We start from the raw sequence: 17,629 nt of genomic DNA on the forward strand, positions 1-17,629 counted from the left end.
CCTTGCCCTCGCGCCACTGCGCAAAGCGCTGGCGGGCATCGTCTACCGTGATGGCCGTGGTGGCGACGGGTTGAGGGGCGTCAACTGGCATCATTGAATATTTCCTTTGTCCGGGATGGCCCCTTCGCGAGCAGGCTCGCTCCCACAAAAGACCTTGTGCAATTCACACAACCTCTGTGGGAGCGAGCCTGCTCGCGAAGCTTTCAGCTGTTCTGCGTCTGCACCACCGGAGCCACAATCACCGGTGCTTTTTTCTTCGCCGCACGCTCGCCAAGGAACAGCACCGAAGTGAAGTTGAAACGACTGAACACCATCGCCAACAGCACCGGCCCGAGCAATCCACAACTCAGACCACCCAGCACCAGCAAGCTCTCATCCTTCACGCCGAGGCGCCCAAGGACAAACCGCGAGGTCGCGGCAAACAGCACATGAAAAAGGAAAATCGCATAGGAATACCCGCCGAGCCAGGTCAGCGCTTTCGAGCGCATGTCACTCGACAGCAATGCGATACAAGACACGCACCCCACCGTCAAACCAATCAGGCTGCGGCGATCGACAATCAGCTCACGATCAATCGCCGCGACGTACAACAGCGTCAGTGAAATCAACACAAACAACAGCGGCCCGATCACTTTGAAACGCTGCTTCAAAACATCGACATTTTCCTGACCGATCATCCCTGCAACAAAAAACGGCAGCAGGTAAATCGCACCGTTGATACCGAACGCATCCAGCGGCAACGGCGGCAGCAGGAACAACACTGCCGCAAACGCAAACAAGCCATACAGCCGCGTTGCTGAATGCAACAGGCCGCGCCATTCCAGCAAGCCGACGAAGATGAAAATGCTGAACACCGCCTGCAGGAACCAGAAGTGGTTGATCGGCACCCAGAACGACAACAACGCATCGATCACGCCGACGTCCTTGTTCACCCCCGGCCCCACCGCTTGCAGCACCGAGAACGGCACGCCGACGCAGAACAGCGGCACGATCAGCCGCCGCACCTTGCCGGCGAAGAACGCGGAAAAGTCATTGCCGCGAATCTTGTAGATCGAATAGATGTAGCCGGAGATGAACGTGAACAGCGGCATGCGCACGTACACCATCGAGTCGGCGATGACCCGGAACGGCGAGCCGATGTCGATCTTCAAGCCGCCGCCCAGCGGGCCGATGACGTGATAGAGCACCAGCAGCAGGCACGCCAGGCCGCGCAGGGTTTCGATCTCCAGGGATTTTTTCTTGCTCGACATAGAGCACCTGCCTTAAGTGAGAATTCTTGATTCGACCTGCACCGGTTTGTTCGCGCGCAGCATCAAGCCCAGGCCGACGAACAACACCGGCACCACCATCGAGAAGTGGCGGGCGAAGGAGCCGAAGTCCGGCTCGAACAAGCCTTGCACCAACAGAAACGCCAGCGGAATCGCGATCAGTTCCTTGGGTTTGGTCTGGATCGGCGCGCCCTTGTAGTCGGTCGAAGTGATGACTTTGAACAGCAGCAGCGCGGTCATGATCATCAGCGCAACGAAGATCACCTGCCCCGGCCCGGACAGCAGAATCAGCTCAACCGGAAACGACAGCCGAAAGAAAATGATCATCGAGTCCAGTGCCTGGGAGACGAAGTCGCTGCCGCTGAGCCACGAGACGATCAGCGATTTCGAGCCCTCCTCGCCCGCCGTGCGCAGCTCGTTGTTGCTCGCGCGGATCGATGACACCGGAAAGCCCAGCGCCAGCTGAATGGCCATGGCCACCGCCAGATAAAACAGGAACAGCATCAGAAAGAAGGTGAAGCGCGAGACGTACTTTTTCATCACGCAGACGCCGACCCACGACAGCGAAAACAGGATCCAGTACGGCCGGATCAGCACCCCGTAAATCACCGCCGAGAGGAAAAAACCGCCGCGATATTTGCGCGTCAATGCGCTGAGCAGAATGCTCAACACCGCCACCGACACGATGATTTCCTTGGTCAGGTTCTCGAGGAAAAACGAACGCACGATGCCCCACAGGCACAGGGTGCCGAAAATGGTCAGCGGCATGCGCCGAAACACCACCACCGGAATTGCAGTGAGGAAGAAATTGCAGAACATGCCGTAGGCCCAGGCGTTGGTCAGGTTGATCCCGGTGGGCCGCAGCAGGAACGCCGAACATTCGTAGGACGAGCGATCCGGCGAGAACGGGTTCCAGAAATTGCAGTTGTCGGCGCGCGCATATGACGACCACAAGGTCATCGCATCCGGCCCCGGATCACGCGGCACCAGCAACGGCATCGCCACTGACAGAAACAGCCCAGTGAACAGGATCAGAAAGGAAATCGACGAATCGAATTTGCGCCCACGAAACTCGATGCGCGGCAGTTTCAGGCCCATGACAGCGCAGCCTTTTTCGCGCCGGTGACACGGGTCAACACTGCAATCACACTGAGCTGCACGACGATGGCGAAAACGTTGCCCCACGCCGCGCCATAGATCGAGTAATGCTTGATCAGCACATAGCTGACCGGCACCGAAATCAGCAGGCAGAGCGCCGCGCTGGCCAGCGACACCCGGCTGGTTTTCGAGGCAATCAAACCGCCCCAGACGATGTCGCCGATCGCCCGCAAAGCAAAGGAAAAGATCAGCACCGCGAGGAGCGCGTTATCCGGGCGCGGCACGCTGCTGGCGACGTAATCGAGCAGCACATTGAAAAACACATAGATCGCCACGGCCACAACGGCGGAAACCACCAGCGAGCGCATCACCCATTTGTTGACGAACAGTTGCCTGACCGTGAACGCCTGTTGATCGGCCTGGAAACGCTTGGCCAGCACCGGAATGCCGACCACTGCCACCACCGCATACGACAACGCCTGCAAGGTATTGGCCGCTGACCACGCGTACACGTATTTACCGAGGCTGGCGTAAGGCTCCAGGTCGATGATCAGAAAGCGCTCGGCGTACTGACTCAGGGCGATCAGACCGGTGCCGAGATAGAACGGCAACCCGGCCTTCCACACCGTCGCGGTGTCCAGTGCCGCTGCTTCGCGGCCCTTGTGCACGTTCACCACGATCAAATAACCGGCGATGATCACCAGCACGTTGGCGGCGACCCACAGCCACAACACACTGGCGATGCCCGCGACCCAGCCGAGCACCATGCCGCCCACCGCCAACACCGCCCACAGGCCGGTCTTGATGAAGAACAGCAGGGCACCGGCGGTGGCTTTCTGCGCGGAGAACACGAAGGAATTGATTTCGAACGACAGGTGCTCGGTGAGCAGCACCAGGGTCACGCACAGGATCAACGTGGCGGTCGCTTCCACCGACTGGAACAGCGAATAGATCAGCACCGTCAGCACCGACAACAACAGCCCCACCGCCAGATACAGCAGCAGAACCTTGTCGACCACCCGCCGCGAACTGCCGCCGACGCTGATCAGCCGGTTGATTTCGGAACTGAAGCCGACGCTGTAGAACTTCGAGGCGATCAACGACGCCGCGACCACCACACCGTAAAAACCCAGCGCCTCGTAACCGAGGTAATGGGTGATGGCCAACACCAGCAAGAACTTCGCGCCCAAGGCTCCGCCGCGAAGCAACAGCCGAAATATCATCGAACGACACCCTTGATGATTTCGTCCATGGCCACGGTTTTCGCTTCGATTTCGCGGCAAGTGTCGGTCAGGCGCTTGCCGAAATCCGCCAAGGCATTGGGCGCGTAAACGGTGTCGATGATGGTGTCGACGTCGATGTCGCCGCCGTTGATCACCCAGTCCTCGACGCCCATGTCCTGATAGGCGCCAAAGCCTTTGCGCTCGTAGCTGATGTGATACGCCGGCACGCCGGAGAGCAGCGATTCGATGGCGCCGTGCAGACGCACCGAGATCACCAGGTCCGGTTGGTACTTGGCAATGGTTGCCTTCAGCGACAGCAGATCTTCGTTGATGCCCAGCTCGCGGTAGAACGCGCCGTCATCGTTGCCACGTACGGCGCTTTGCACGGCGCAGACCACTTTGCTTTTGTTCTTCAGACGCTGCAGCAGCAGTTTCAGATTGGCCACGTAGGCGACCTTCTTCTCTTTGCTCCACTCCGGGGGCTTGCGCAGCACCACGCAGACTGTCGCCGGCGAGGCGGCGCAGCGGGTGAATTTCGGTTGCTGAAGAATCTTGCTCGCCAGCGACTGCACCGCCAGATCCGGCGCGCGGTAGACGTTTTCGCAAGCATCAAAAATTGCCGAGGAACGGTTGTCACGCACGAACACCGCATCGGCGCTGGCGTAGTGTTCAACGATCTTGCTGCTCTCACCGTGGAACGGGCCGATGCTCTGCGGCAGGTACACCGACGGCACTTTGCTGAGAATCGCGGTTTCCAGTTGCTTGGCATGGCCGAGCTTCAGCTTGATGTGCTCGAAGGCGCTTTTCGAACGCATGTAACCACCGCCAACGCCGACGATCAGATCGGTCTTCTTCAGCAGATCGGCGAGCCCGGCGTAGGACTGATTGAGAAACACCGCTTGCTTGACCCGGCCAAGACCTTTGGCCGCCATCACCGGCGCATCGAAACGCGGGTGCGGCAGATAGTTGAACGACTCAGGGTCGGACGCCACGACACTGATCGCGGTGTCGTCACCGAAGTTACGCTGCACCAGAGCAATGGCCAGATCGACGAGCAGACCGTCACCGGAGTTGGACGCACTGTAGCCATGCAAAATCGTTACGTTCATAAGCTTGAGTTCTACTTAATAAGTGGGAGCGTGATACAGGTCGTAGGTCTGGCGGATCATCAACGCGGCGCTGAAGCGTTCGCGAACAATGCTCCGGCCTTCATTGCCGAGGTCGAGCAGGCGCGGCTTCTGGATGATCGTCAAAACATCGGCCAGCGCCTGGTGATCGCCGGAGGGGAAGACGTAGCCGGACACTTCATTGGTGACCAGTTCCGGCAGCGAGGTGCAGTTGCTGGCAATCACCGGCAGCCCCATGGCCATGCCTTCCAGCGGCACCATGGCAAAGCCTTCCCAGCGACTCGGCACGATCAGCGCATCGGCTTTCTGATACAGCGCCTGCACTTCACTCGGGGTCACCCACGGCAGGTACTCGACCGAATCCATCGGCGGGCACTCGACCGAGTCTTCGTTGACCGCACTGCCAACCACCGTCAGTTTGAGGTCGTTGCGATTGACCTTGGCGTAGGCCTTGAGCAGCACGTCGAAGCCTTTCTGGTAATCCAGACGCCCGACGAACAGCAGATGAATCGGCTCGGCGCCAGCGCTTTTCGGTGCGTCGTCCTTGTGATGAATGCCGTTGTAGATCAGCTTCATGCGCTTGCGCTCGATGCCGAAACGCGCGGCTTTATCCAGCTCGTACTGGCTGACGCAGATGATCACGTCGGTGACTTTCTGCAGCACGCGCTCGATCCACGCATAGACCTTCTGCTTGGTCGGCGAGCTTTCCATCAGGAACGAAAACGCGTGCGGGCAGTAGACTATTTTCGGCTTGCGCCATGGTCGCAACAGCACACACACCACACGGCCGATAACTCCGGAAAAGGTGCTGTGCAAATGCACCACGTCGGGCTTTTCCTTGAGCAGCACCTGGCTCAGACGCCAGGCGAAACGCAGCAGCGACGGCACGTTGCGACCACTGCGTGGAAAGGTGCGCACCTGCTGCGGGGCGATGCCGTGCAGCTCCTTGGCCTGATCCTCGGGCACCAGATAGACCAGTTGATAATTCGCTGCGTCATCTTCGGGGGATGCCGAGATCGTGCGGATCACCGTCGCCACGCCACCTTTGATCGTCTCTGCCACGTGCAGTATTTTTTTCACAGCTCACCCACTTCAAACAGGAAAGAACAATCGGCAACCATCAGGATTTGTCGGACGCGTATTCGTAGTTGTAATAGCCAGTGCCGCCGTAATAGCTGGCCGCACGCTTCTCGACGCCGTTGAACACCGCGCCTTTCAACTCGATGCCGTTCTGGGCGAAGCGGCGAATGGTCAGTTCGATCTCTTTGGCCGGGTTCACCCCGAAGCGGGTGACGATCAGGCTGATGCCGGCCTCGCGACCGACGATGGCGGCATCGGTCACTGCCAACAGCGGCGGCGTGTCGATGATCACCAGGTCGTAGCGCTCGCTGAGTTCTGCCAGCAGTTCGCGGAAGTTGGCGTGCATCAGCAGCTCGGAAGGATTAGGCGGCACCTGTCCCCGGCTGATGAAGTGCAGGTTGTCGACTTCGACTTTGTTGATCGCCTGTTCAAGGGTGCAGCGCTTGACCAGCAGGTCGGACAGACCGTTGCTGATCGGCGTGTTGAGGGTTTTGTGCAGGTGCCCTTTGCGCATGTCGGCATCGATCAGCACCACGCGCTGGCCGCTCAGGGCCATGACCGCCGCAAGGTTGGACGAGACGAAGGTCTTGCCGACCTGCGGGCTCGGCCCGGAAATCATGATGCGGTTGTTGGTCGAATCGAGCCCGGCAAAATGCAGGCAGGTGCGCAGGCTGCGGATCGATTCGATCGACAGATCGGTCGGGTTGCGCAGCGCCAGCAGGTACGCAGGTTTGTCGACGCCGTCGCGGGCGCGGCCCTTTTTGTTGTCCTCTTCTTCCTGCAAGGCGCTGTAGGGAATCGACGCATAAACCGGCAGGCCCAACTGCTCGATGCCCTCCGGGCCTTCAAGGCCTCGGCTGAGGGATTTGCGCAGCAGCACCAGCGCCACGCCGACAAACGCGCCGAGCAATGTCGCGATCAGCACGATCAGTGGTTTTTTGGGTTTGATCGGATTGGTCAGGTCGACATCGGCAGTGTCGATCAGGCGCACGTTACCGACGGCCCCGGCGCGGACGATGTCGAGTTCTTGGGATTTGTTCAGCAACTGCGTGTAGATCTGCGAAGCCACCTCGACGTCGCGGGTCAGGTTGAGCAGTTCCTGCTGGGTGGCCGGCAAGTCCTGAACCTTGCCTTCGAGGGATTTCTGCTGCTGGGTCAATTCGCCGATCTGCGTCATCAAGGCGCGATAGGCCGGGTGCTGTTTGGTGAACTTGCGATCAAGCTCGGCCTGCTGCATTTTCAGTTCGGAGATGCGCGTTTCCAGCGCCACCGACTGGCCCAGCACCGACTGGGTTTCCAGCGAGATGTTCACGGTCTTGCCGTGGGTCTGGTAGGCATTCAAGGCGTCGCTGGCCTTGGCCAGATCACGCTTGACCTGGGGCAACTGGCTTTGCAGGAAGGCGAGGCTCTGCGCAGCTTCCGCCGAAGTGCGCCGTACGTTTTGCTCGACGTAGAGCGAGGCGATCTTGTTGAGGATCTTCACCGCCTCGGCCGCGTCGGAGCTGGCCAGCGCCAGACGAATGATCCCCGACTCCTTGCCCTGTTCGGAGATATCCAGCGCATCCTGATAGCCCTGAATGGTCACGATGCGTGGATTGCGCACCACCTGAAAGCGCGTGCCGGGGTTGGCCGACAAGTGCGCGATCTGCCCTTCTACACCGTCATTGGCAAACGCTTCGCCGGCGACGCCTTCGGCGAGCAGATTGTCGTTTTCATCGAACAGCTCAAAGCGCTGCTGCTCGCCGGCGATCAGGGTAAGTTTCTTGCCGAGCAGGTCTTTCGGCAATTGCAGCCGATTGAATTCCAGACGTTCGCCGCCCCAGGCGTAACTGTGCAAACCGAAACGCGGCGGCGCGACGCTGGTCTCGCTGTCACCGCGATAGCGCCGCGAAAGGAAGCCGCCGAGCAACGGGAACGTGTTGGGGGTGACGTCGATATCCAGGCGCAGGTCGTCAACGGTTTTGCCGATCACCGCGCGGGATTTGATGATGCCGATTTCGGTCACTGACGGCGATTGCCCACCGAGCATGCTGTTGAGGTCGGAGAAACCGAGCATGTCGTTCTTTTTCGGTTCGACCTGCACCAGCGCGTTCGCCAGGTACACGGGCGTCGCCAGAACCGCATAGGCGACGCCGGTGACCATGAAGGCACCGGTCAGCGCGCCGATCAGCCACTTCTGGTCGATCAGGCTGCCGAAGATGCCGAGCAGATCAATACTGTCTTGATCATTGTCGCGGGTGCCGATTACGGACGGTAACTGCATAAGTCTGTTCTTACCATTTACTGTTCTGAAGAAGATTCATCAATGCCCGAGACGCTTCGCCCATGAACTAACAGCATCTTCAATCAATGCGTGGGCATGAATAAACGCGGCTTTGCCTTGACGATACGGATCATGTATTTCGCGCTCGCTCTGCCATTTACCGAGCAGAAACACTTTGCCTCGGGCGTGCGAGGCAATCTTCAGCACTTGATTGACGTGGGCTTTTTCCATGACCAGGATCAGGTCCGAGTCATTGACGATGTCCGAGGTCAGTTGCCGCGCCTTGAAAGCCTCCGCGCAATGCCCGTGCTCTTCGAGAACCTGCCGCGCCGAGGCTTCCACGCCCTCGCCCACGCGGGCGGACAGGCCGGCTGAGGACACGGTGATAGCGGACGGGCCCAGCGCGTTGCGCAGCAGCAGTTCAGCCGTCGGACTTCGGCATATATTGCCCACGCAGACAACGAGGATCTTTTTGAACAAGTCTTGCTTTCCTGTGTAATATCAAACAGCCAACATGCCGTGAAAGTTAATGAACCCTCACGACTTTCCTGCACTCAGAAATAGCTTCGCCCTGTTAGTACAGGAACATTAAGTACCACAGCGTTTTAAGCCGCCCCAACCACAATTAGCGGACTAAAAATAACTGTGATTTTCAGTTGCTGTTTTCCTGACAAAAAATAACATTCGCGCACTTAGTGCCATCACCGTTATCGGAAATTGAGTAACGGGATAAATATTCGTAGTTGTCATTCTCTTCAGGAGAGCAGACATGAAAACAGCACAGCGCAATACACTCGCCGCCCTCGCCCTGATGGCGCTCGGTGCCACCAGCCAGGTTCACGCCAGTGAGCTGTTCCCCAACCTTCCAGCAAAAACCATCGGCGTGCAGGTGAAAATCCAGAGCTTCACCGCCGCCGATGCCGCGCAAATCAAGGCCGCAGGCTTCAGCTTTGTGCGCTTCGGTGTGTGGAGCGACAGCCTCACCGCCAAGACGTATCAGAAACAGGTCAGCGACGCCTTCGCCGCCGCCGCTTCCGCCGGCCTGCCGGTGCTGCTGACGGTGCGCGCGATCAAGGCATTGCCGGCCACGTCGCCCGAGGAGCTGAACGCCGCCGGCGGTAAGTTCGCCACCACCGTGACCGGGCTGGAAAAAACCTGGAGTTCGCAATTGGTGGCGATCGAAATCTGGAACGAGCCGGACCTGGAAACCTATTGGCCGACGCGCAATTTCGATACCACCTTCGTGCCGTTCATGGCTGGCATGTGCAAGGCCTTCGAAGGTCAGCCGCAGACGACGCCACGGGTCGGTTTCGGCTTCGCCCGGCCGCCAAGCGCGGGCTCGGCGTCGACGGTAGCGATGAAAAGTATCGTCAGCGATTACCCGAAATGCCTCAACGCGGTTTCGTATCATCCTTATGGGATGACCGCGACGCAGATCAGCAACGCACAGACCTTCATCCAGCAGAACTTCAATCTGCCGGGGGTCATCAGTGAATGGGGGGTGTCGGCCCTCGCCTCCAACGGTGGTCCCGAGGGGCAAGCGACCAAGATCAACGCGTTTATTACCGACGTTAAACGCCTGAATATTCCCCTGACGTCTATCTATGAATGGCGGAACAGTGATTCCGGCAGCAACGATCGCGAAAAGAACTTCGGCTTTCTCACCTCTGACGGCCAGCCAAAACCGGCGCGCTTGTCGGTAGAAGGTCTGTTGAACGCTGAGTAGGCATTGGGCAACCGGTCTGTTCACAGGTCGGTTGCTTTGAACCTGTGGGCTGTTTTGGCATCGTATTCAGCGACACCGCGCCCCACCTTTCAAACAATCGTTTTCAGGTTGTTGCCGCAGGGGCCATCGATCCACGAATGCACCCTTGAGTGCCCGTCAGCGCTCGGGTAATGTCTTCAGACCCATAGGATAGAGCACGCCCATGACTTCCAAGCTGGAACAACTCAAACAGTTCACCACCGTGGTTGCCGACACCGGCGACTTCGAAGCGATCGCCCGAGTCAAACCGACCGATGCCACCACCAACCCTTCCCTGCTGCTCAAGGCTTCGGCCATTCACGGTTACGCCGAACTGCTGAACGATTGCGTTCGCGACTGCAAGGGCGATGTCGGCCTGGCCAGCGACCGTTTCGGCGTGGCAGTGGGCAAGGAAATTCTCAACGTGGTTCCGGGCCGCATCTCCACCGAAGTGGATGCGCGCCTGTCCTTCGACCAGGATGCGATCCTCAAGCGTGCGCATCGTCTGATCGAGCTGTACGACAAGGCCGGCGTCGGCCGCGACCGCGTGCTGATCAAGATCGCCTCGACCTGGGAAGGCATCCGCGCCGCCGAGATCCTCGAGAAGGAAGGCATCCAGACCAATCTGACCCTGCTGTTCTCTTTCGCCCAGGCCGCCGCCTGCGCCGACGCCGGGGTGTTCCTGATTTCGCCGTTCGTGGGCCGTATCTACGACTGGTACAAGAAAGCCAACGGCAACGACTACACCGGCGCTGATGATCCGGGCGTGCAGTCGGTGACGCGCATCTACAACTACTACAAGGCCAATGACTACAAGACCGTGGTCATGGGTGCCAGCTTCCGTAACATCAACCAGATCGAACAACTGGCTGGCTGCGATCGCTTGACCATCAGCCCGGAACTGCTGGAGAAGCTCGCCGCCGACACCGGCAAGCTGGAACGCAAACTGGCGCCGGGCAATGCCGGTGAAGCGCGTCTGAGCCTCAACGAAGCGCAATTCCGCTGGTTGTCCAACGAAGACGCGATGGCCACCGAGAAACTGGCTGAAGGCATCCGTCAGTTCGCGCGCGACCAGGAGAAGCTGGAAGCGTTGCTGCAGGCCAAGCTGTGATTTGAGTTTGTAGAATGCAAAAAGGGCGAACCTTCACAGGTTCGCCCTTTTTCATTCTGCATTGAGAGGCGCGTTGACCGAACTGAAACCTTCGCGAGCAAGCTCGCTCCCACAAGGGGATTTGTGATCGAACTGATCCAGTGTGGGAGCGAGCTTGCTCGCGAAGAGGCCAGCCCAGACACCATCAATTCACGAGATCAGTGTCTTTCCAGCGCATTCACCAGATCATGAAACGCTTCCCGATTGGAATCGTTCAGGCCCATGAGAATCTTGTGCGCTTCCAGCACCTTGATTCGCACCACTTCTTCGGATTGGTCCTGATCCGGCAGGTCGTCCAGGCACTCCGGGCACGGCACCGGGTGGTTGACAATGTTGAACACCTGCTCGAAGCCCATCGACTGCAAAAGCCGAGTGATGTCTTCGTGGGTGGTGACAACCGTCGGCAAAAGGCCGACCTTCTGCCGCGACAGGATCGACAGTTTGGCCAGCAGGCCGAGGGTGGTGCTGTCGATGCTGCGGGTTTCGGTCAAATCGATCACGATCGCGTTGAAATTCAGCGCGGTGAAGATTTTCTCAATAGTCGCATCCAACGCCGAACACAGGGTCAGGCGAACTTCACCGACGAACTTCAGGACGAAGGTGCCGTCCTGCTCGGCGAACTGGATTCTACCGGTACTCATTAAAGATTCCTGCTCAACACCAACAGGGCGATATCATCCGGCATCTCCCCTAGCGTGGCCAAACCAAACACTTGCCGCAGACCATCCAGGCTGCCGCCCGCTGACTTCACCCGTTCGGGCAAAGCAGCCTCTTTTTCTTTGAGCGTTGCTTCCGGCAAAAGGTCCAGAATGCCATCAGACATCAGCGTCAGGCTGAACGTCGGCGGCAGCTCAAGCACGTGGTCTTCGTAAGTGGCTTCGTTGAAAAGCCCCACCGGCAAACCACGGCCTTCGAGATAACGAACACTGTCAGGCGTGTACAACACAGGCAACGGCAGATGGCCGCCGATGCTATAGGTCAACAAACCGGTCTCCTCGTCGATGACTCCACCGACCATTGTGACGTGTTTACCCAGCTTACAACTGATCAGTCCCCGGTTGATATGACCGAGCACTTCCGAAGGCTTGAACTCCGGCAAGGTACCGCTGCGTTTCGATTCGAAGAGCAAACGCGTGGTCATGAACTTCAGCAGCACGGTGACGAAGGCTGATGACGCGCCATGCCCGGAAACATCCGCCAGATAAAACGCGACCCGGCGCTCGTCAACGCGGAAATAGTCGACAAAATCACCCGACAGGTACAGCGACGGGATGATCTGATGGGCAAAATTGAATTCGTCAATGCTCCACGGGCTTTCCGGCAGCATGTTCATCTGCACCTGGCGACCGGCGTTCTGGTCTTCCTGGAGCAGGTTCAGGCTGGCTTCGAGCTCGCGGTTGGCCTTTTCCAGCTTCTCGCTGTAGCGCTGGTTTTCCACCAGCAGCCGCGCACGATCCAGGGCCCGGCGCACGGAGTGCTCGAGCACAGCCAGATCTTCGAGAGGCTTGATCAGGTAATCCGCCGCGCCCAGGCGCAGGGCCTCGACCGCGTCGTTCATCACCCCGGCACCCGAGACCACGATCACCGGTGTATCGGGTGAGCGCTCGGTGACCTGACGGATCAGTTCGAGACCGCCCATCTGCGGCATGCGCAGATCGCAGATGACCAGATCGGGCTCGTCTTGCTCGAATACCTGAAGACCCTGTTGACCGTTGCCGGCCTGCAGGACGCTGAAACCACTGTCTTCCAGATAGGCCGCGAGGCTCGCGCGCACTACCTCGTCATCATCGATTATCAGCAGCGTGGCACTGGTTTTTGGCATGTGGGCAAACGGCGCCAGAATTAGGTTGGCGTAGTGAGCGGGGCAACGGCCCTGCGCAGACTACTGGATTCGCTTTCTAGCCTCTCTGTTGCAGCGCTTTCAAGCATTCGCCTGGCGCGCGGTTTTAAACAGAGGTGCCCTTCTAAGGCGCAGACGGTACTCCCATCCGCAGAGCGTTTCAAGCATGCGCCGATTGTCGCTTGACGACTTTGTTTGTCAAATCACCGGGAGTTATAAGAACCGCTTCAACGGTAACCCGATGGAAGGTAGCGGCAGTCGCCGGTGACGCTCTGGCGCGGACAAAAAAGGCGACCCGAGGGTCGCCTTTCTGTCGCCGGTCGAAATCAGAAATCGTCTTCGACCTGACCGTCCTTCACCTTGAACTCGCGGTTTTGCAGGTAAGCATTGCGGATGAAGGTGTATTTGTCGCCGCTGATTAGCTTCTCGCTCGACAGCAGGCTGGCGCGGGTGTCGACGATGTTCAGGCCGAAGATCGAGTTACGCGTCGGCACGTGGTCGATGTAGCGGTACGCGCCGGTGAAGCTGTCGACGTATTTCGACGGTGCGTCACGCAGGGTGCTCGGGCCCATCAACGGCAGCATCACGTACGGGCCGCTGCCCACGCCCCAGTAACCGAGGGTCTGACCGAAGTCTTCGTCGCTGCGGTTCAAGCCCATCTTGGTGCCGACGTCGAAGAAGCCGAGCAGACCGAAGGTGGTGTTGAAAATCAGTCGGGCGGTATCAACGCCCGCTGCAGCCGGTTTGGCCTGGAGAATGTTGTTCGCCAGGTTGGTCACGTCACCGACGTTGCGGAACATATTGTGAATGCCGTCTTCAACGAACTGCGGGGTGATGAACTCATAGCCCTGCGCCAAAGGCTTCAGCGCGTAAGTATCAACGAAGTCGTTGAACTGGAAAATCGGCCGGTTGACGCTTTCCCAAGGGTCTTCTTCGGTGGCCGCCTGGGTGGCGAACGGCGCCAGCAACAGGCTGGCACATACACTTAGCTGAGTGAGCGAAGGGCTCCAGCGCATAGAAAAACTCCTTGGATTTGATACTGGCGCGGACCTCTCGGCCCAAGCATTAAGGCCGCTAGTATAAGCATAAACGGCGATTTGGGCAGTGCGCCGCTGCAAGGATATGCAGGAAGTTTCCTACGCAGGCTTTCACCCGCCTGTCATGCAACTGTCACCCCAGCGCCCTAGTCTTGAGCGTTATTTCAGGGACGTTGCCATGACTCACGCCGAAACCTTGCCCGTCGCCGCGCCCGGCCTGACTGCCGTGCTGTTCGGCCTGAGCGGTTGCCTGGTGGATTTCGGTGCCCGCGCCGCGCAAGAGCTCAACGCCCAGCCGGAACATGCCAAAACTACACCCGGCGCACTCGATAGCCTGAAAAGTTTGCAGCGCCAGGGAACTCCCTGCGCGTGGCTCGACGAATTGCCCGCTGCCCTCGCTCAGCCACTGGCCGCCTCGCTGCCAGACTGGATCAAACCGACGCAACATTCAGCAACAATGAATCCATGGCCAGCGCCCAACGCGTGCTGGCAGGCGTTGATGAGTTTGAACATCGACCGCCTCGACGGCTGCGTGCTGGTCAGCGGTGAGCCGCGCCTGTTACAGGCCGGTCTGAATGCCGGGTTATGGACGATTGGCCTGGCGTCCTGTGGCTCGCTATGCGGCCTGAGCCCGAGCGAGTGGCAGGCTTTGTCACAAAAGGAACGCGAAAAGTTGCGCGGCAAGGCAACCGTGCAGTTGTTCGGCCTGGGCGTGCATTCGGTAATCGATCATCTCGGCGAACTGGACGCCTGCCTCGCCGACATCAGCCTGCGCCGCGCCAAAGGCGAAAAGCCCTGATCGGCGTCATGCAGGTTTACCGAGAGTGGATTAATCTAAAGGTCAGCCATAGACCTTTGGCGCGTGGCTGCGGTCAATGCCAGTGCCTATTGATAAAAGGAAACCACCATGCCCGCCCAAGAACTGCAAAAACAGCTCGATACCCTGCGCGAGCAGCTGGAACACAATCCACCGCTGTCGGAAGCCGAGCGTGAGGATCTGCATGCGCTGATGGCGCAGATCGAATCGGAAATCCAGCTGGAAACTGCCACCCAGGACGCGAGCATCGCCGACGGCGTGAACCTGGCGGTCGAGCGCTTCGAAGTCGAACACCCGGCGATCGCCGGCACCCTGCGCAATATCATGAATACGCTGGGCAGCATGGGCATCTGACGCCCCGCCGCACAAAAAAAGCCCTGCCAGCGATGGCAGGGCTTTTTCATTTGCAAAATGTGCATGCAAGCCCTTGTGGGAGCGAGCCTGCTCGCGAAGGCGTCGTGTCAGTCGACATCATCGTTGAATGAAACACCGCATTCGCGAGCAGGCTCGCCCCCACAAGGGATATCGCACATTCCGTTTCTTTATTGACGTACGAGCCGGTGATTCGGCAGCTGCACCTCTTCAGTGCTGCGATACGGGTTGATATCCAGCCCACCCCGGCGTACATAGCGCGCAAACACCGTGAGTTTCTCCGGCTTCAACAACCGCTGCAGATCGAGAAAAATTCGCTCAACGCATTGCTCATGGAAATCCGAATGCTGGCGGAAGCTGACGATGTACTCCAGCAGGCTGGCGTGATCCAGCGCGGCGCCGCGATATTCCACTACCACGCTGCCCCAGTCCGGCTGGCTGGTCACCGGGCAGTTGGATTTGAGCAGGTGGCTGTGCACGCTCTCTTCAACGATCCGCGAATCATCGCAACGCAGCAGCTCCGGACGCGGGTGTTCATAATTGCTGACGCTGATATCCAGATCGTCGATGCACACGCCCGGCAACGCCACCACGCCTTCAGCTTCCACGTCTTTCAGACTGCGCACCCGCACGCCCACCGGTTTGCCGGCAGCGGCGGACAGATCCTTGACCAGCGTCGCTTGCAATGTGGCGACGTCGGCGAACGGCGTCTGGTTCAGCGAGTTGAGGTAAAGCTTGAACGACTTCGATTCGATGATGTTCGGCGAGTCCGCCGGGATGCTGAATTCAGCGATCGCCACCACCGGTTTGCCCGAGGGCAGCAGCCACGACAGCTCGAAGCAGTTCCAGAAATCCACGCCTTTATACGGCAGGGTTTCGGCGGTCAGGCCCAGCTCGGCCCATTTCGCGGTACGCGGAATCGGGAACAGCAGGGACGGTGTGTAAGTGGCGATGTATTCGCTGGATTTGCCCAGCGGCGAATGTTCGGCTGCGGGATGCATGGCGGAAACCTGACTGAAGAATCAGCGGATTCTACCAGCCTTTGCCCGCGCCTTTGAGTGCTTACTGACTGACTGTCAGTTTGCCGACCATGCCCGCCTGATAATGCCCGGGGATATTGCAGGCAAACTCGAGCGCCGTTGCCTTGCTGAAGGTCCAGGTCAACTCAGCAGTTTTACCGGGCTCGACCAGTACGCTGTTGGGGTCGTCATGCTGCATGCCATGGCCCATCGCCGCGTGATCCATGCCTGCCATGTCGTGGGACATTTCTTTCATGCCGGTAGGCGTAAGCATGCCGCTTTGCTGCATCTGCAACATTTCCTGCTGGTGACTGGCATGCATCGCCGCATCACCGAGGTTGAATTCGTGCAGTAACTGGCCTTTATTCACCAGCACAAAGCGAATGGTCTCACCGGCCTTGACCTGTATGGCTTTCGGGTCGAAGTTCATGTCGCCCATGACGATTTCGATAGTCCGCGTGGCCTGGCTCGCCGCTGCCGGCTGGCCGAAGGCGAAGGCGTGCACCGGTGTCGCCCAAGCTGGCGTACTCAATGCCAGCAGACAGGCGGCTATTTTCAGCGAGGTGCGCAAAAACATGGTCGTACTCCAACAAGAGAAGGTTCAGCCTGTGGGAAACTCTAGCCACCCAGGGCTGGCATCGACCTGACAGGCAGATTACAACTTTGTCAGCTTGGCGCTTATCGCCGGATCTCACGGTATAACGCCTTCGCCCTTTTTCATCCCGAACCAGCCCGAGTCGCCCATGAAACTGTTGATCGTCGAAGACCAAGCGAAAACCGGCCACTACCTGCGTCAGGGCCTGACCGAGGCCGGTTTCAATACCGAGCTGGTGGCTGATGGGATCAGCGGCCAGCAATTGGCCTTGAGCGGCGACTACGCGCTGTTGATCCTCGATGTAATGCTGCCCGGGCGCAGTGGCTGGCAGATTCTCCAAGCAGTGCGCAGCGCCGGCCTCGACACGCCGGTACTGTTTCTCACCGCCAAAGACGCGGTGGAGGACAGGGTTCACGGCCTCGAACTGGGCGCCGACGATTATCTGGTCAAGCCATTCGCCTTTTCCGAGCTGCTCGCGCGGGTGCGCAGCCTGTTGCGGCGCGGCAGCGGAATCGCCCAGGAAACCAGTCTGCAACTGGCCGATCTGCGCCTGGATCTGATCCGCCGCCGGGTCGAACGCAGCGGCCAGCGCATCGACCTGACCGCCAAGGAATTCGCCCTGCTGGAAATGCTCCTGCGCCGTCAGGGTGAAGTCCTGCCCAAATCGCTGATCGCCTCGCAGGTCTGGGACATGAATTTCGACAGCGACACCAACGTCATCGAAGTGGCGATCCGCCGATTGCGCCTGAAGATCGACGATGACTTTCCCAACAAGTTGATCCACACCGTGCGCGGCATGGGTTACGTGCTCGAAGAGCGTTCGCTGTGATGCGTCGTTGGTCCTTGAGCACGCGCCTGGCGCTGTTGTTTGCCGCTTGCACTGCGGTGGTCTCGCTGTTCGCCGGGGTGCTGTTCGACCGCGCCAGCGAGGCGCACTTCATCGAACTCGATCAGCAACAACTGGAGACGAAACTGATCGGCCTGCGCCGCGCCTTG

At 59.1% G+C, this 17,629-nt stretch carries 17 protein-coding genes and 1 pseudogene; 6 read left to right on the top strand and 12 right to left on the bottom strand.

Going from position 1 to position 17,629, the window contains the following annotated elements; translation table 11 throughout:
* Positions 1 to 203: 203 nt before the first annotated feature.
* The 7 genes from OQK_RS28440 to OQK_RS28470 are packed head-to-tail and all read right to left on the bottom strand — an operon-like array spanning position 204 to position 8,539.
* On the bottom strand, positions 204 to 1,250 hold the full coding sequence (locus OQK_RS28440) for an acyltransferase family protein (protein ID WP_016775460.1): 1,047 nt from the start codon (positions 1,248 to 1,250) through the stop codon (positions 204 to 206).
* Between the two features lie 12 nt (positions 1,251 to 1,262).
* Positions 1,263 to 2,366, bottom strand: a complete 1,104-nt coding sequence (locus tag OQK_RS28445; RefSeq protein WP_016775461.1) for a hypothetical protein — start codon at positions 2,364 to 2,366, stop codon at positions 1,263 to 1,265.
* Complete coding sequence (locus OQK_RS28450; protein ID WP_016775462.1) at positions 2,357 to 3,589, bottom strand: oligosaccharide flippase family protein; 1,233 nt, start codon at positions 3,587 to 3,589, stop codon at positions 2,357 to 2,359. The genes OQK_RS28445 and OQK_RS28450 overlap by 10 nt, the downstream gene beginning before the upstream one ends.
* Positions 3,586 to 4,698 carry a polysaccharide pyruvyl transferase family protein gene (locus OQK_RS28455; protein ID WP_016775463.1) on the bottom strand — a complete coding sequence of 371 codons (1,113 nt, stop codon included), beginning with the start codon at positions 4,696 to 4,698 and terminating at the stop codon, positions 3,586 to 3,588. Before OQK_RS28455 ends, OQK_RS28450 begins: the two co-directional genes overlap by 4 nt.
* A 15-nt stretch (positions 4,699 to 4,713) precedes the next feature.
* Entirely contained in the window at positions 4,714 to 5,796 is a 1,083-nt protein-coding gene (locus OQK_RS28460) for a glycosyltransferase (RefSeq protein WP_016775464.1), read from the bottom strand.
* Positions 5,797 to 5,836: 40 nt separating this feature from the next.
* Positions 5,837 to 8,059 carry a polysaccharide biosynthesis tyrosine autokinase gene (locus OQK_RS28465; protein WP_016775465.1) on the bottom strand — a complete coding sequence of 741 codons (2,223 nt, stop codon included), beginning with the start codon at positions 8,057 to 8,059 and terminating at the stop codon, positions 5,837 to 5,839.
* Between the two features lie 39 nt (positions 8,060 to 8,098).
* Positions 8,099 to 8,539, bottom strand: a complete 441-nt coding sequence (locus OQK_RS28470; RefSeq protein ID WP_016775466.1) for a low molecular weight protein-tyrosine-phosphatase — start codon at positions 8,537 to 8,539, stop codon at positions 8,099 to 8,101.
* A gap of 289 nt (positions 8,540 to 8,828) precedes the next feature.
* Between OQK_RS28470 and OQK_RS28475 the strand changes: the two genes are divergently transcribed.
* Both OQK_RS28475 and tal read left to right on the top strand, forming a co-directional pair.
* Positions 8,829 to 9,785, top strand: coding sequence for a cellulase family glycosylhydrolase (locus OQK_RS28475; RefSeq protein WP_016775467.1), 957 nt, complete (start codon positions 8,829 to 8,831; stop codon positions 9,783 to 9,785).
* Between the two features lie 202 nt (positions 9,786 to 9,987).
* The gene (gene tal / locus OQK_RS28480) at positions 9,988 to 10,914 is read left to right on the top strand and encodes a transaldolase (RefSeq protein ID WP_016775468.1); all 927 of its coding nucleotides are present in this window, start codon (positions 9,988 to 9,990) and stop codon (positions 10,912 to 10,914) included.
* Between the two features lie 197 nt (positions 10,915 to 11,111).
* Here the strand turns inward: tal and rssC are convergent, their stop codons facing one another.
* From rssC to OQK_RS28495, 3 genes are all read right to left on the bottom strand, one after another.
* Positions 11,112 to 11,594, bottom strand: coding sequence for an anti-sigma factor antagonist RssC (gene rssC / locus OQK_RS28485; RefSeq protein ID WP_003226553.1), 483 nt, complete (start codon positions 11,592 to 11,594; stop codon positions 11,112 to 11,114).
* A complete protein-coding gene (gene rssB, locus OQK_RS28490; RefSeq protein WP_016775469.1) occupies positions 11,594 to 12,775 on the bottom strand; it encodes a two-component system response regulator RssB in 1,182 nt (393 codons plus the stop codon). The genes rssC and rssB overlap by 1 nt, the downstream gene beginning before the upstream one ends.
* Positions 12,776 to 13,119: 344 nt before the next feature.
* The gene (locus tag OQK_RS28495) at positions 13,120 to 13,809 is read right to left on the bottom strand and encodes an MlaA family lipoprotein (protein WP_016775470.1); all 690 of its coding nucleotides are present in this window, start codon (positions 13,807 to 13,809) and stop codon (positions 13,120 to 13,122) included.
* 199 nt (positions 13,810 to 14,008) lie between these two features.
* On the opposite strand from OQK_RS28495, the gene OQK_RS28500 reads away from it, so the two are divergent.
* Both OQK_RS28500 and OQK_RS28505 read left to right on the top strand, forming a co-directional pair.
* Positions 14,009 to 14,629 carry a phosphatase gene (locus OQK_RS28500; protein WP_016775471.1) on the top strand — a complete coding sequence of 207 codons (621 nt, stop codon included), beginning with the start codon at positions 14,009 to 14,011 and terminating at the stop codon, positions 14,627 to 14,629.
* 108 nt (positions 14,630 to 14,737) lie between these two features.
* Entirely contained in the window at positions 14,738 to 15,001 is a 264-nt protein-coding gene (locus tag OQK_RS28505; RefSeq protein WP_016775472.1) for a DUF4404 family protein, read from the top strand.
* Positions 15,002 to 15,189: 188 nt separating this feature from the next.
* On the opposite strand, the gene queF is transcribed toward OQK_RS28505, so the two are convergent.
* Together queF and copI are read right to left on the bottom strand one after the other, a co-directional pair.
* Positions 15,190 to 16,020 (bottom strand): NADPH-dependent 7-cyano-7-deazaguanine reductase QueF, encoded by an 831-nt coding sequence (gene queF, locus OQK_RS28510; protein ID WP_016775473.1) that lies wholly within the window; start codon positions 16,018 to 16,020, stop codon positions 15,190 to 15,192.
* A gap of 61 nt (positions 16,021 to 16,081) precedes the next feature.
* A complete protein-coding gene (gene copI / locus OQK_RS28515) occupies positions 16,082 to 16,615 on the bottom strand; it encodes a copper-resistant cuproprotein CopI (protein ID WP_016775474.1) in 534 nt (177 codons plus the stop codon).
* Between the two features lie 166 nt (positions 16,616 to 16,781).
* On the opposite strand from copI, the gene OQK_RS28520 reads away from it, so the two are divergent.
* Positions 16,782 to 17,462, top strand: a complete 681-nt coding sequence (locus tag OQK_RS28520; protein WP_016775475.1) for a heavy metal response regulator transcription factor — start codon at positions 16,782 to 16,784, stop codon at positions 17,460 to 17,462.
* Positions 17,462 to 17,629: pseudogene (locus tag OQK_RS30330) on the top strand (two-component sensor histidine kinase); the annotation flags it as partial. The gene OQK_RS28520 and the pseudogene OQK_RS30330, both read left to right, overlap by 1 nt.

The sequence above is a fragment of the Pseudomonas sp. R62 genome, assembly GCF_000257605.1.
Classification (GTDB): domain Bacteria; phylum Pseudomonadota; class Gammaproteobacteria; order Pseudomonadales; family Pseudomonadaceae; genus Aquipseudomonas; species Aquipseudomonas atacamensis.

What these genes read in the sequence shown, in the direction of transcription:
- OQK_RS28440 (WP_016775460.1), bottom strand. Translation starts at nt 1,250, where the DNA reads ATGTCGAGCAAGAAAAAATCCCTGGAGATCGAAACCCTGCGCGGCCTG.
- OQK_RS28445 (WP_016775461.1), bottom strand. Translation starts at nt 2,366, where the DNA reads ATGGGCCTGAAACTGCCGCGCATCGAGTTTCGTGGGCGCAAATTCGAT.
- OQK_RS28450 (WP_016775462.1), bottom strand. Translation starts at nt 3,589, where the DNA reads ATGATATTTCGGCTGTTGCTTCGCGGCGGAGCCTTGGGCGCGAAGTTC.
- OQK_RS28455 (WP_016775463.1), bottom strand. Translation starts at nt 4,698, where the DNA reads ATGAACGTAACGATTTTGCATGGCTACAGTGCGTCCAACTCCGGTGAC.
- OQK_RS28465 (WP_016775465.1), bottom strand. Translation starts at nt 8,059, where the DNA reads ATGCAGTTACCGTCCGTAATCGGCACCCGCGACAATGATCAAGACAGT.
- OQK_RS28475 (WP_016775467.1), top strand. Translation starts at nt 8,829, where the DNA reads ATGAAAACAGCACAGCGCAATACACTCGCCGCCCTCGCCCTGATGGCG.
- tal (WP_016775468.1), top strand. Translation starts at nt 9,988, where the DNA reads ATGACTTCCAAGCTGGAACAACTCAAACAGTTCACCACCGTGGTTGCC.
- rssC (WP_003226553.1), bottom strand. Translation starts at nt 11,594, where the DNA reads ATGAGTACCGGTAGAATCCAGTTCGCCGAGCAGGACGGCACCTTCGTC.
- rssB (WP_016775469.1), bottom strand. Translation starts at nt 12,775, where the DNA reads ATGCCAAAAACCAGTGCCACGCTGCTGATAATCGATGATGACGAGGTA.
- OQK_RS28495 (WP_016775470.1), bottom strand. Translation starts at nt 13,809, where the DNA reads ATGCGCTGGAGCCCTTCGCTCACTCAGCTAAGTGTATGTGCCAGCCTG.
- OQK_RS28500 (WP_016775471.1), top strand. Translation starts at nt 14,009, where the DNA reads ATGACTCACGCCGAAACCTTGCCCGTCGCCGCGCCCGGCCTGACTGCC.
- OQK_RS28505 (WP_016775472.1), top strand. Translation starts at nt 14,738, where the DNA reads ATGCCCGCCCAAGAACTGCAAAAACAGCTCGATACCCTGCGCGAGCAG.
- queF (WP_016775473.1), bottom strand. Translation starts at nt 16,020, where the DNA reads ATGCATCCCGCAGCCGAACATTCGCCGCTGGGCAAATCCAGCGAATAC.
- copI (WP_016775474.1), bottom strand. Translation starts at nt 16,615, where the DNA reads ATGTTTTTGCGCACCTCGCTGAAAATAGCCGCCTGTCTGCTGGCATTG.
- OQK_RS28520 (WP_016775475.1), top strand. Translation starts at nt 16,782, where the DNA reads ATGAAACTGTTGATCGTCGAAGACCAAGCGAAAACCGGCCACTACCTG.